The sequence below is a fragment of the Paenibacillus tengchongensis genome (assembly GCF_008973665.1).
GTDB lineage: Bacteria > Bacillota > Bacilli > Paenibacillales > Paenibacillaceae > Paenibacillus_AQ > Paenibacillus_AQ tengchongensis.
In genome coordinates, this window is record NZ_WACP01000019.1 from 58083 (window position 1) to 71292 (window position 13210).

Genomic DNA, 13210 nt, shown 5'->3' on the forward strand with positions numbered 1-13210 from the left:
ATGAAAAATTTATGGACCGGAGCAGCCGCTGTCATTCAGCCGGGTAAATTCGCCGGCATTCTGGTCATCTGGGGCATTACGCTGCTCTATGTGCTGTTTCAGGGCGGCAAAACCTCACTTATGCTGTTTATTATGGTATCGGTACTGCTGATTTATTTAGTCGTATCCGGAACCTTCGGAGTCCGTAAAGCCAAAGGCCAGCGGCAGCTGTCCGCCGATGCGGAGAAGCCTGATCTGCTTCAGGCCGGGGGCCATCTTGCCGTCAAGCTGAAGGTAACCATTCCCGGACTGCTGCCCCTGCCATACGTAGTGGTCCGTGAAGTGCTGAAGCGCCATAACGGCGAATCCTGGGTGTTTGAAGAGAGCATTGTACCAAGCTTCAAAGGCCAGGGTGAACTCCATTTCCGTACGCCATCGCTGGAGCGCGGGCGTTACACCTTTGCAGACACGGATATACTCAGCGAGGATATTTTCGGGCTGATGGAGCATAAGGGGACTTTCCTGGCGGAGGGCCAGTTCCGGGTGCTTCCCCGGACAGTGCCTATTCCCCGCTGGCTGCTGTACGACCGGAGATCCCGGCTCGCCGGACCGCAGGCGGCCTTGATGCATTCCCGCAGGGAGACAACGCAGATCAACGGCGTCCGGGATTATGTATATGGCGACCGGCTGACACGGATCCACTGGAATGCGACCGCCAAGACAGGCGAGTGGAAGTCGAAGGAATTCGAGCAGGAGTCCATACCCAAAACCATGCTTGTGCTGGATGGCAGCGCTAATGCGTATTCGGGTTCCTCGCAGTTTGAGCTTGCCGTCTCCGTCGCAGCCTCACTGCTGGGTTACGGCATCCGCGAGCGGATCGGCATCGGACTGTGCTGTCTGGGCAAGAACACCACGGTCTTCCAGCCGGCCGAGGGCGAGGCGGAGCGCAAGCGGATGGTCCAGTACCTCGTCGACCTCAACACGGAGGGCCGGGGGCCGCTTGCAGCACGGCTGGAGCAGAGCAGCCGGATGTTCCCCAAGGGCTGTTATTTTGTGCTAATCAGTCCGCAGAGCGGCCAGCCCGCACTCGATGCGCTGCGCTGGGCAGAAAGCCTGGGCATGACACCGTCACAGATTTATGTGCGGCATCCCGGTTCGGCGCTGCGCGGCGGGGAATGGCTTGACGCGCTCAGGCAGCGGGGCATTTCGGGATACAGCGTGCATTCGCTGCAGGAGCTGCCTGCGGTGGTCGGAGGTGAAGGATTCCGATGAGAGGCTGGATCGATCACCTGAAATCGTCGTGGTACCGGGCGTTCAGTATCCTGTTCCTGATGATATTCGCCCTGCAATGGATATCCTATACGGAGCCTTATTGGCTGAAAGTGACCACCGCTTCCGTTCTCTATACCCTGCTGGCCGTTGCCGTCATTGAAATTATTGTTCCGCTGCGCTGGGGCTACCGGCTGATGCTGGAAGCCGTTGCCGCAGTGCTGCTGGTGTACCGCACGGTTCTTCACTACGGAGTGTATGTACCTGATCCGTGGCTAACTACGCTGCGCGACCGGCTTCCGTATATAGCAGCGCACATGGTCCCTTATCTGTGGTTTGCGCTGGGGGCTGCTGCCGTATTCCTGCTGGGCACCTGGTGGGTAACCACGAAAGCGCGGATTCTGATGTTTACCGCGACCAACATTGTCGCCTTTGCCGCGCTGGACTCCTTTACGCCTGCGATCTTGTGGCAGGAAGTCGCCTGGGCGGTCGCTGCAGCCATGGGCTGGCTGGTCATCCGCCATTTGCGCAATTTCCAGCTGCATTACCCGCGCGGCTGGGGCCATCTGTTGAAGTATCCTTTTAAAATCGGTGTCAATGTTGCCATCATCTTCTCTCTTGTCATCATTACCGGTGTTAATATGCCCGCGGTGCGGCCGACACTGACCGATCCGTATACGGCATGGCGTGAATGGAACGGCTCCGGTATTCCCGGCAACATCAGCACGGCAGGGAATGTGTCGGATACCGGCACAGGCACGCTTTCAACGGCGCGGACCGCTTCGGGATACAGCACGGACGACAGTAACCTCGGCGGCGGGTTCAACTTTGATTACTCGCCCGTGATGACGGTTACTTCAGATTTACGCACTTATATGCGGGGCGAAACCCGGATCGAATACTCTGGAAACGGCTGGAGCGACGATAATACCGTAACACGCGGACCGTACACCAATGTGCAAGCAGGGGAGACGCTGGAGCGCAGCCCAGCCCCTAAAGCGCAGACACGGGAGCTGCAGCAGACGGTCAAGCTGCTCGGAAACAATGATTATCCCGTGCTGTTCGGCGCGTACTCCATAACGAACGTTGTATCGGTGGACGGTGAGGAGACCAGTCCCGCACTGGGCTGGAGAACCAGGGACAGCGAACTGCTGTGGGATGCGGACGAGCGGAACCGGACGTATCCGATGACCTATGTTGTTGCCTCGGAGGTTCCGGTTGTACCGGTTCAGGAGCTGAGCCAGCAAACCTATGACCAGTTATATGAAGATAGGGATTTGGAGCAGTATCTCCAGCTCCCCAATGATTTTCCGGAACGTGTGAAGGCGCTGGCGCTGGAGGTCACTTCCGAAGCGGAGAATCCGTATGAGAAAATCGCTCTCCTGCAGCAATATTTGCAGCAGACCTTCCCCTATTCCAATCAGCCGGATATCTCGAAGGGCAAGAGCAAGGATCTCGTGGAGCGGTTCCTCTTCGAAATTATGGAGGGATATTGCGATTACTACTCAACCGCACTGGTGACCATGGCCCGTTCGCTGGATATTCCGGCCCGCTGGGTCAAGGGCTACGCGCCGGGCGAGCAGGCTGAGCTGCCGGATAATCTCGTCCAGCAGGGCTTCGTCAACAACAACTATACGATTACCAACGCCGACGCGCATTCCTGGGCGGAAGTATATTTCGGTGATTACGGCTGGATTCCGATCGAGGCGACGCCAGGCTTCAATGTGCCGCTGCTGACGCAGAGCGAAGAGCCGCTCGCCGAGGAGACGGAGGAGCCGGAAGAGGAAGAGACGCTGCCGGAGCAAGCGCGTGCTGACAACGGGACGACGGACGGGGGCATGCACGTTGGCGTTTGGGCGGTGATTGCCGCAGGCGCCGTCCTGCTGCTGTGGACCGGTTATATGCTCTGGCAGAACCGCCACGCGATACGGTTCCTGTTCCGCCGGCTGCGCAATGGCCGGCCGCTCACTCCGCTGCAAAAAGTTATAGCGGAGACAGAGCGCTGGGTAAGGTATGTACGCAGAAAGGGCATGCTTAAAGAAGAGCATGAAACGCTGCGGGAATCCGTGGACCGATGGAGCCGGGAACGCCCGGCGGCGGCGGCGAGTCTTACGGCACTGCTGCGGATATTCGAGCAGGCCCGCTACAGTCCTGAGATTATTGAAGACAAAGATTGGCATAGCGTGTATACTGAAGCTTTGCAGCTGAAGCGAAGCTTGCGGGTGCGGAAATGAGCGCTTGGTGTGCCCGGCAAGCGTATGGTATAGTTTTTCGCAGAAAAAAGAGGTGAACGTTCATTGTTTGAAAAGCTGGTCCCGAAACTGCGGGTCAATACGGTATTCGATATCGCTCTGGACGAGCTGTATGCAGAGGGATACCGCGGCATCATTACTGATCTGGACAATACGCTGGTGGGCGCGAAGGCCCCGCTGGCCACTCCCGAGCTGCTGCTCTGGTTCGCCAAGGTGAAGGAGCTGGGCTTCAAGCTGGTTATTGTTTCTAACAACAACATGGACCGGGTGTCCAAGTTCGCAACGCCGTTGAACATCGAATTTGTGCACCAGGCCCGTAAGCCAAGCAATACGCCGTTTCTGAAGGCGATGAAGCTGATGGAGCTTAAGCCGCAGGAGACGGTGGTGGTGGGTGACCAGATGCTGACCGACGTATACGGCGGTAACCGTCTGGGTCTGTATACGGTGCTGGTACTGCCGATATCGGCAGCGGATGAAGGAATCGGAACAAGAATTAACCGCCGCATCGAGCGGATTGCGCTGACGCGGCTTCGCAAGCAAGGATTGTGGCAAGAGGAGGACAAAACCCCATGAGTGAACAACTTGACAAGCAGCGGCCCGTAAAGTGCAGCGGTTGCGGCATCAAGCTCCAGACAGAGGATAAGGAGCTCCCGGGCTATCTCCCGGAAGCTGCCCTTAACCGGGAGCCGGTAATCTGCCAGCGCTGCTTCCGGATTAAGAACTACAACGAGGCTTCTTCGGTCTCGGTCGATCAGGATGAGTTCCTGAAGCTGCTCGGCGGCATCGGCGGGAAGAATGCGCTGGTCATCCATATTGTGGACCTGTTTGATCTGGAGGGCAGCATGATCTCCGGACTGCAGCGCTTTGTCGGCAACAACCCGGTGATTCTGGCTGTCAACAAATGCGATCTGCTGCCGAAGGTAACCAACTGGAACAAGCTGCGCAACTGGATGCAGCAGCGCTGCAAGGAGGAAGGACTGCGCACTGCTGAGATTGTGCTGGTCAGCGCCAAGCGCAACCAGGGCTTTGAGCGGCTGCTCGATACGGTAAGCGGGCTGCGCGGGCAGCGGGATGTTTACGTGGTCGGGGCGACCAATGTCGGTAAGTCCACGCTGATCAACCGGCTGATCTCCGATTACAGCGATCTTACGGAGGAACTGACCACCTCCCGTTATCCGGGAACGACGCTGGATATGGTCAAGATCCCGCTCGACGACGGGCATTTTATTATCGATACACCGGGAATCGTCTACCCGTGGCGTTACAGCGAGCTGGTGGAGCGGCGCGATCTTGGCGCCGTCATGCCGGAGAATCCGTTGAAGCCGGCGGTATATCAGCTGAACGAGGGGCAGACGCTGTTCTTCGGCGGATTGGGCCGCTTTGATTTCATTCAAGGGGAGCGGCAATCCTTCACCTGCTATATCAGCGGGACGCTGAAGATCCACCGTACGAAGCTGGAACGGGCGGATTCTCTCGTAGAGGAGCATCTCGGCGGCCTGCTGTCTCCGCCGAGTGCGGAAGACAAGGACAAGCTGCCGTCCTGGCAGCGCCATGAATTGCGGATTAAACGGGGCGGCGGCACCGATGTGTTCATCTCCGGCCTCGGCTGGATCAAGGTGAACGGCGACAGCGGGGCCGTTGTCGCGGTGCATGTGCCGCGCGGCGTCAAGGTGCTGGCCCGTCCGTCCATGATCTGAGACGGAAGGAGGGGGCCATGCTGACCAACACTTACCAGAATGTAAACGGCACGGGCGGCGAGCTTCTGCTGGGCGTCATGGGCGATCCCATCGCCCAGTCGAAATCGCCGGCCATGCACACGGCGGCACTCCGGGCCCTGAACATCTCCGGCGCATACGTTCCGCTGCATATCGCGCCGGAGCGCCTCGGGGATGCGGTGCAGGCGATCCGCACGCTGGGCTTTCGCGGCGTCAATGTCACCATCCCGCACAAAGTAGCGGTAATGCCTTACCTGGACCGCCTGGACGCCAGTGCCCTTAGTGTCGGCGCAGTCAACACCATTGTCAACGACAAGGGAGTGCTGACCGGGTACAACACGGACGGCATCGGGTATGTCCGTTCCCTGAAAGCGGAAGCTGCGCCGGATATAAGCGGCGCGCGCATCGTTGTGCTGGGGGCCGGAGGGGCGGCCAGGGGTATCGTGACCGCCCTGCTGCAGGAACGGCCGGAGAGAATCTTCATCGCCAACCGCACGCCAGACAAGGCGGAGGAGCTGGCGGAGGCGTGCCGCAACGGCGGCAATGTCAGCGGCATCGCCATGGACGACATCGGGGAGGCGGTTGCCGCTGCAGATATCGTTATCAATACAACCTCGGTTGGCATGTATCCCCACCCGGACGGCTTGCCGCTCGATCCCGCGCTGCTAAAGCCGGGACAAATTATCAGTGATTTGATCTATAACCCGCTGTACACCCGGCTGCTGACCGAAGCGCAAGAGCTCGGCTGCCGGATTCACGGCGGCTTGGGAATGTTTGTTTACCAGGGTGCGTATGCGTTGGAATACTGGACCGGACTTACCGCTCCCGTGGAGACGATGCGCCGTACCGTAGTGGAAAGTCTCGGCTAAAGCAATGGATTAGCCGCTTTAGGGTAATAATATTTGTAAATTAAGGAGCTTGTTGATTTATGTTAACTGGAAAACAAAAACGCTACCTCCGTTCGCTCGCCCATCATCTGGATCCCGTGTTTCAGGTGGGCAAAGGCGGCGTCAATGAACATCTGATCCGCCATATTGAAGAGGCGATCGAGAAACGCGAGCTGATGAAAATCAGTGTGCTGAATAACAACGCCGACGATCCGAAGGCCATCGGAGCGGAGCTCGCAGAGCAATCCGGCTCGGAGCTGGTACAGGTCATTGGCAAGACCATTATTCTGTACAAGGAGTCGCGCGACAACAAGACGATCGAGCTGCCGAAATAAGGCGCTCTGGCCGATAACACGCAGGAACAGCGGAGGGGGTAACTCTCTTGAAAGTCGGAATTATGGGAGGAACCTTCGATCCTCTTCATATTGGGCATATGCTGGCGGCAGAATCCGCGCGCGAGGCTTATATGCTGGAGCAGGTCTGGTTTATGCCCTCGCATATTCCGCCCCATAAGCACGCGGCGGGTACGACCGGAGCGCAGCGGCTGGCCATGGTGAACAGCGCCATCGCCGGCCATCCTGCCTTCCGGGTGCTCGACTGGGAGGTCGTCAGGGGCGGAGTATCCTATACGATCGAGACGGTGCGCCGCCTGCAGGAGGAGTACGCCGGGATTGAATTCTACTTCATTATCGGGGCGGACATGGTGCAGTACCTGCCGAAGTGGCGGGATATTGACGAACTGGTGCGCCGGCTTTACTTTATCGGCGTTGGCCGGCCGGGAACCCCGCTCGATTTGGACGCGCTGCCTCAGCATATTGCCCGTAGGGTGCTGATTGCGGATATGCCGCAGCTGGATATCTCGTCAACGATGCTGAGAAGCCGCGCCGCTGCAGGGAAATCCATCCGGTACATGGTGCCTGACGCAGTGTTCGATTATGTGCAAAGGAGTGGATGTTATGGAGTACAGCCGTGAAGCGCTGATGGAAGCGGTCTCCGCGCAGATGCCCGCCAAGCGCTGGCAGCATACGCTGGGGGTCATGGCGACCTCGGTGGAGCTGGCGGAGCGCTACGGCGCCGATCCGGCCGTAGCCGAGACGGCGGCGATTCTGCATGATGTGGCCAAATACTGGCCTGTAGACAAGCAAAGAGCAATCATTGAAGAGAACGGTTTGTCCGCCGAGCTGCTCCTGTACGACAAATCGCTGTGGCACGCCGAAGTCGGCGCATTCGTGGCGGAGCGGGATTACGGGATAACCAATCCCGAGGTGCTCGGTGCGATCCGCTATCATACATCGGGACGCGTGGGGATGACCAAGCTGGAGAAAATCGTCTGCCTGGCCGATTATATCGAACCGGGACGCAGTTTCCCGGGCGTCGAGGAGATCCGCAGGCTTGCCCGGGTCAGCCTGGAGGAAGGCCTGGTAACCGGATTCGATTCCACAATCAGCCTGCTGGTGCAGAAGCGGCAGATTATTTTCCCGCTGACCGTGCTCTCGCGCAACGATTTAGTAAGAATACTGGAGGAAAAATCATGAGTGTACAATCAAATAAGGTGCTGGAATTGGCCCTCAAAGCCGTAAACGACAAAAAGGCGATGAACGTGGTGGCTCTCGACCTGCGCAGCATTTCGCCGATCAGCGATTACTTCATTATCTGTCACGGGAACTCGGACACCCAAGTGCAGGCCATTGCCACCGAGGTCCGCAAAGTCGTGCATGAAGCCGGGGGAATGATCCGCGGCATCGAAGGCATGGATGCGGCGCGCTGGGTGCTGATGGATCTCGGAGATGTCATCGTGCATATTTTCCACCGTGATGAACGTGAATACTACAATATTGAGCGGCTGTGGTCGGATGCCAAGGTTGTGGAGACGGTATGAGTCTCATTGCCGGAACTATAGTTACACTGGAAGTACTGCGGGAAGTCTCTCCTTACGGCTATTTCCTCGGAGCGGGCGGAGAAGAGGTTATGCTGCATTATACGGAGCTTGTCGGCAGCAAGCCGAAACCGGGCGCCAAGGTAGAGGTCTTCATCTTTTTTGATACCGAAGACCGGATTGCGGCGACTATGAAGAAGCCGCTGCTGACGCTGGGGCAGATGGCGCTGCTGGAAGTCGCGGATATTCATCCGCGCCTGGGCTGCTTTCTGGAGATGGGGCTGGGCCGCCAGCTGCTGCTGCCGATCGGCGAGCTTCCGGAGCTTGTAGAGCTGCGGCCGCAGGTCGGCGACAAAGTGTATGTCATCATGGAGCATGACAAGCAGGGCCGTTTGCGCGCCAAGCTTGCAGGCGAGCAGGAGCTGGCTCCGCTGGCTGTTGCCGCGCCGAGCACCTGGAAGGGCACTGCCGTCACCGCCAGAGTGTACAAACCGCTGCAGATGGGCACGTTTGTGCTTGCAGACGCAGGCGTGCTGGGCTTTGGCGTCATCGGCATGGTCCATGCTTCGGAACGCACCCGGATGCTCCGGCTGGGTGAGCAGTTCGAGGCGCGGGTCTCGCATGTCCGCGAGGACGGCCGGATCAACCTGTCGATGAGCCAGCGCAAGGAAGTCGGCCGGGACGTCGACTCCGCCATGCTGCTGGAGTTTCTGAACTCCCGTCCCGGCGGCTCGATGCCTTATTCGGACGCTACGCCTCCGGATATTATCAAGCAGCGCTTTGGCATCAGCAAATCCGCGTTCAAGCGGGCGCTGGGCAAGCTGTTGAAGGAAGGCCTGATTACCCAGAAGGAGAACTGGACCTATCTCGTCCGCAAGGATGAGCAGGCGGCGGAAGCGAAGCAGGACTAAAACGCTGTGAACCCCTCTGCCCGCACGCAGCTGATCAATCGGCGGGCAGACAGGGAGTGCGAAGTCCGGCTTCACTATATAAAGAGAGCAAGAGAAAGCGGTGTGCGAATGTCTTCGTATGGGAAATTTGCTTATGTGTATGATGAACTGATGGCAGACATGCCGTATCCGCGCTGGCTGGAATTTGCGGAAGAAGCCTGGGGAAGATACGGGAAGCCGCGGACAGTGGCTGAGCTGGGCTGCGGCACCGGGGCCATCACCATTCCGCTCGCCGGAGCGGGGTATCATATGACAGGCATCGACCTGTCTTCGGATATGCTGTCTGTGGCTCAGCAGAAGCTGGAGCTGCATCCGCAGGGCCGGCGCTTTCTGCGCGAGGGCAGCGTACGCTGGATCAGGCAGGACATGAGGGAATGGGAGCTGCCTGCACAGGTCGATTCCGTAATTTCCTTCTGCGACTGTCTCAATTACGTGCTGGAGAAGGAAGACATCAAGGCTGTATTTGCCCGTACCTATGCCGGTTTGAAGGATGGCGGCTCCTTTATCTTCGATGTGCATCACCCGGACACGCTGGTCCGTTACGATGAGGAGCAGCCTTTTGTATTGAATGAGCTTCCGGTATCTTACATCTGGACCTGCTCGCTTGATGAGCTGCGGATGGAGATTGAACACTCTTTGTCGATATTCGTACGCGAGGAAGGCCGTGACAGCCTGTACCGCCGGTTCGAGGAGACGCATATCCAGCGTGCCTACGATCCGCAGTGGCTGAAGCAGGAGCTGCAGTCGGCGGGGTTCCGCGATATCAAGGTCTATGCTGATTTTACTTGGCAAGAGGCCGGCGACAGTGCGCAGCGGTTGTTCTATGTAGCGTTGAAATAGATGGATCAAGCAGTCCTTGCCTGCGGAGGCGAGGGCTTTTTTGTGGTTTGGTGCAGCGGACTTTAAAATGAACCGGCCCGCCACTTAGAGTGACAGGCCGGGATCTTCCTACCTTTTACCGATGCTCAAACAAGTCGATGGCGCCCAGCACGATATGTGCCAGCCCGAAGCCCAGCACCCCTGTGGCTGCCAGCTTGTACTTGCTTCCCAGAAATGCTGCCCCGGAAGCGGAAACGACGGTACCAAGAACGGTGGGGATTAAGCCTTCACGCATTGCGGAAACACTCCTTCTCGGTGGTATGGGAGACATCTGTTAGTGTGTTCAAGCCGGAGACATTTATACCGCGCCTTGCGGGGCCATACACCATCAGGCATCAAAAAAGCGTGAGCCTGAGGCGGTTCTCCGCCTGCAGAAACACGCTTTCTTGCCGCTTCCGTTCGTCCTTCGGGCTCCTGCTTGGTGAATGCTGGTTTACTCCGTAACTGCGGCGCCGCTCGTTGTCAGGCTGCAGTTCATCTCGTCAACCTCGTGGACGTTGTAGAGCACCCGTGCCAGCAGGTCCTGGCTGTAATTGCCGAAATGCTTGCCGTAGATGGTCAGGCCGCGCTTGTTGACCGGCTTGTCGGTAACGGCAATGCGGAAGGTGAGCTCGCTCTTGTAATCCAGCTTGATATCGTCGAGCGTAATGTCCGAAATCCGGCAGCCGTCGATGAAGCTGCCTTCATTGTTGATCCGGATCAGCTTGAGCATCCCGTATTGGTTGAGATGCGGCGGCCACCAGTCAGGATTGAAGGTGCCGCGGGTATCGCCGAAATCGCCTGGGCTGGTCCAGTAGCCGATCTCGATGCCGTTGATATAGAAGTAAATATCGGACGGATAATTCTCGTTGTAGCCCGGCGCTTCGGAACCGATCTCCATGGAGAACTGAATCTCGCGGAAGGACTGGTTGGCTTTGAGATAATTGGGGATACGGTATTCCAGGAAGCCTTCGGCCATCCAGATAATTTCCGACTCGATCCGCTGCGGATCGGCGAAATAGCGCGGTTCATCGAAGTCCCCGATGATGCTGTCTTTCGTGGCCAGCCCGCAGGTAGGCGTCGCCTGGTAGTTGCTGTAGTGTCCAACCTGGATCTCCACTTCATACAGATTATCGACATCCTTGCTGCGCAGATCGACCATCAGCTTATCCTTATTCAGGTAACATACCTTCTGGATACCGTGCTTGCCTACGGAAGTGTTGATCTCAATCAGGCCGCTTTCCTCCAGCTTCTTGATGTGCATCGTAATTGCCCCGTTGCTGAGGTTCAGCCGCTTGGCGATTTCATTAAGGTTCAGCGCCTGGTTGCTGGCCAGCAGCTCAAGAATCTGAATCCGGATTTCCGAGCTGAGCGCCTTAAAGATATCGATCCCACTCATTAAATCTTTAATATAAATCATTAGATTGTTCCTTCCTCCGCGGACGTCTTAAATCGACTATTTTATGAAATTATAAACTAATTAAGGTGAAAAAGAAAGGTTTCTGCCTTTATTTGTGACATCTCATTAAAAATAAGGTATTTTCGCAAGAAAAAGTGTCTTTTATTTATGATAAATTAAATAATTCTACAGCACAATTGTAAAAATCACTGAAAACATGGAAAATTGACGGAGATTTCTTGCTTTAATTCAAATAAACATAAATTGTTTTATATATTTAATTTACAAGGAACCGTATATATGTTATTTTATATCTGCAAGCGGATACATTCAAATGTTTTTTAATTATTTGACAAAAACATAAAACGGCAGGTGAGTGTCTTGGCAACAGATGTACTTAAAGCGACTCTTATCGTGGATAAGGCTTTTGTGATTGCTGAAGTGGATAAACGTATATACGGCTCATTTATTGAGCATTTAGGAAGAGCTGTGTATGGGGGGATATATGAACCCGGTCATGCAACGGCAGATGCTCTTGGATTCCGGGGGGATGTGAAGGCGCTGGTACAAGAGCTGCAGGTGCCGATTATCCGTTATCCCGGCGGTAACTTTGTATCGGGCTATAACTGGGAGGACGGAGTCGGTCCGTTGGAGAGCAGACCGCGCCGGCTGGAGCTCGCCTGGAGAACGGTGGAGCCGAACGAAGTGGGAACCAATGAATTTGCACAATGGGCCAAGGAGGTCGGCTCCGAGGTCATGATGGCCGTCAATCTGGGGACCCGGGGCGTTGATGCGGCCCGCAATCTGCTGGAATATTGCAATCATCCCGGAGGCTCGTACTGGAGCGACTTGCGACGGAGCCACGGTGTGGAGCAGCCCCACAAGTTCAAGACCTGGTGTCTGGGCAACGAAATGGATGGCCCGTGGCAGATCGGCCAGAAGACAGCCGCCGAATACGGCAGGCTGGCTTACGAGACCGGCAAGGCAATGCGGCTGGTAGACCCGGATATTGAGCTTGTCTCCTGCGGAAGTTCCAGTTCGGCAATGCCGACCTTCCCCGAATGGGAGGCGGTCACGCTGGAACATACCTATGATGTGGCTGACTATGTGTCGCTTCATCAATATTACGGCAACCGCGACAATGATTCCGCCAATTTCCTGGCCCGCAGCATGGATCTGGAGCATTTCATTAAGACGGTGACAGCCACCTGCGATTATATCAAGGCGAAGAAACGCAGCAAGAAGAAGATGTATCTCAGCTTTGACGAATGGAATGTCTGGTATCACTCCAATGATGCTGATACAAAGATTGAGCCGTGGAGCGTCGGACCGCCGCAATTGGAGGATCATTATAACTTCGAGGATGCGCTTTTGGTCGGCAGCATGCTGATTACGTTCATCCGCCATGCGGACCGCGTGAAGATGGCTTGTCTGGCCCAATTGGTCAACGTAATCGCGCCGATCATGACGGAAGCGGGCGGGGCAGCATGGAAGCAGACGATTTTCTATCCATATATGCACGCATCCGTTTACGGGCGCGGTGTGTCGCTGCAGCCGGTGGTGAACAGTCCGAAATACGATGCGCAGGATTATACCGATGTGCCTTATCTGGACAGCGCAATCGTGTACAACGAGGAAGCCGGCGAGCTCACCATTTTTGCCGTGAACCGCAATTTGGAGGAAGGCCTGCAGCTAAGCTGCGATGTCCGGGGATTTACAGGCTATTCACTGCTGGAACATATTGTGCTGCAGCATGATGATCTGAAGGCTGTCAACAGTGCCCGCGGGGAACAGGTGAAACCGCGTCTGCTGGATGCTACTGCCTGCAAGGACGGCTACGTGGAGACGCTGCTGCCGAAGGCTTCATGGAATGTTATCCGCCTTAAGAAATAAGTGTCACAGGCTTGGAAAGAGTTGCTCTTATAAGAGTAGCTCTCTTTTCAGAATATACCGGCTACTTAATATGATTTTATTTTATAAGTATTTAAAGTTAATTTGAAAATATCCAGAAAAAACACGGTGGTT

At 56.2% G+C, this 13210-nt stretch carries 14 protein-coding genes; 12 read left to right on the plus strand and 2 right to left on the minus strand.

The features are described from left to right. From F1381_RS25275 to F1381_RS25325, 11 genes are all read left to right on the plus strand, one after another. Positions 1-1251, plus strand: coding sequence for a DUF58 domain-containing protein (locus F1381_RS25275; protein ID WP_187355565.1), 1251 nt, complete (start codon positions 1-3; stop codon positions 1249-1251). Then, positions 1248-3482: a transglutaminase-like domain-containing protein gene (locus F1381_RS25280; protein WP_151737603.1), complete on the plus strand. Its 2235-nt coding sequence runs from the start codon at positions 1248-1250 to the stop codon at positions 3480-3482. Before F1381_RS25275 ends, F1381_RS25280 begins: the two co-directional genes overlap by 4 nt. 63 nt (positions 3483-3545) lie before the next feature. Next, the gene (locus F1381_RS25285) at positions 3546-4073 is read left to right on the plus strand and encodes a YqeG family HAD IIIA-type phosphatase (RefSeq protein WP_151737604.1); all 528 of its coding nucleotides are present in this window, start codon (positions 3546-3548) and stop codon (positions 4071-4073) included. Beyond that, the gene (gene yqeH, locus F1381_RS25290) at positions 4070-5197 is read left to right on the plus strand and encodes a ribosome biogenesis GTPase YqeH (protein ID WP_151737605.1); all 1128 of its coding nucleotides are present in this window, start codon (positions 4070-4072) and stop codon (positions 5195-5197) included. Before F1381_RS25285 ends, yqeH begins: the two co-directional genes overlap by 4 nt. 17 nt (positions 5198-5214) lie before the next feature. Further along, the gene (gene aroE, locus F1381_RS25295; RefSeq protein WP_151737606.1) at positions 5215-6084 is read left to right on the plus strand and encodes a shikimate dehydrogenase; all 870 of its coding nucleotides are present in this window, start codon (positions 5215-5217) and stop codon (positions 6082-6084) included. A 59-nt stretch (positions 6085-6143) separates the two neighbouring features. Further along, a complete protein-coding gene (yhbY, locus tag F1381_RS25300) occupies positions 6144-6437 on the plus strand; it encodes a ribosome assembly RNA-binding protein YhbY (protein WP_151737607.1) in 294 nt (97 codons plus the stop codon). A 47-nt stretch (positions 6438-6484) separates the two neighbouring features. Next, positions 6485-7075, plus strand: a complete 591-nt coding sequence (locus F1381_RS25305) for a nicotinate-nucleotide adenylyltransferase (RefSeq protein ID WP_151737608.1) — start codon at positions 6485-6487, stop codon at positions 7073-7075. After that, entirely contained in the window at positions 7059-7637 is a 579-nt protein-coding gene (yqeK, locus tag F1381_RS25310) for a bis(5'-nucleosyl)-tetraphosphatase (symmetrical) YqeK (RefSeq protein WP_151737609.1), read from the plus strand. The genes F1381_RS25305 and yqeK overlap by 17 nt, the downstream gene beginning before the upstream one ends. Then, complete coding sequence (gene rsfS / locus F1381_RS25315) at positions 7634-7981, plus strand: ribosome silencing factor (RefSeq protein ID WP_151737610.1); 348 nt, start codon at positions 7634-7636, stop codon at positions 7979-7981. Before yqeK ends, rsfS begins: the two co-directional genes overlap by 4 nt. Then, entirely contained in the window at positions 7978-8889 is a 912-nt protein-coding gene (locus tag F1381_RS25320; RefSeq protein WP_151737611.1) for a CvfB family protein, read from the plus strand. The genes rsfS and F1381_RS25320 overlap by 4 nt, the downstream gene beginning before the upstream one ends. A 108-nt stretch (positions 8890-8997) precedes the next feature. Further along, complete coding sequence (locus F1381_RS25325; RefSeq protein WP_151737612.1) at positions 8998-9768, plus strand: class I SAM-dependent DNA methyltransferase; 771 nt, start codon at positions 8998-9000, stop codon at positions 9766-9768. 115 nt (positions 9769-9883) lie between these two features. Here the strand turns inward: F1381_RS25325 and F1381_RS25330 are convergent, their stop codons facing one another. Both F1381_RS25330 and F1381_RS25335 read right to left on the minus strand, forming a co-directional pair. Next, the gene (locus F1381_RS25330; RefSeq protein ID WP_039871250.1) at positions 9884-10042 is read right to left on the minus strand and encodes a hypothetical protein; all 159 of its coding nucleotides are present in this window, start codon (positions 10040-10042) and stop codon (positions 9884-9886) included. A gap of 198 nt (positions 10043-10240) precedes the next feature. Then, positions 10241-11206: an ArsR/SmtB family transcription factor gene (locus tag F1381_RS25335; RefSeq protein WP_151737613.1), complete on the minus strand. Its 966-nt coding sequence runs from the start codon at positions 11204-11206 to the stop codon at positions 10241-10243. 360 nt (positions 11207-11566) lie between these two features. On the opposite strand from F1381_RS25335, the gene arfA reads away from it, so the two are divergent. Beyond that, entirely contained in the window at positions 11567-13078 is a 1512-nt protein-coding gene (gene arfA / locus F1381_RS25340) for an arabinosylfuranosidase ArfA (RefSeq protein WP_151737614.1), read from the plus strand. Positions 13079-13210 lie beyond the last annotated feature (132 nt).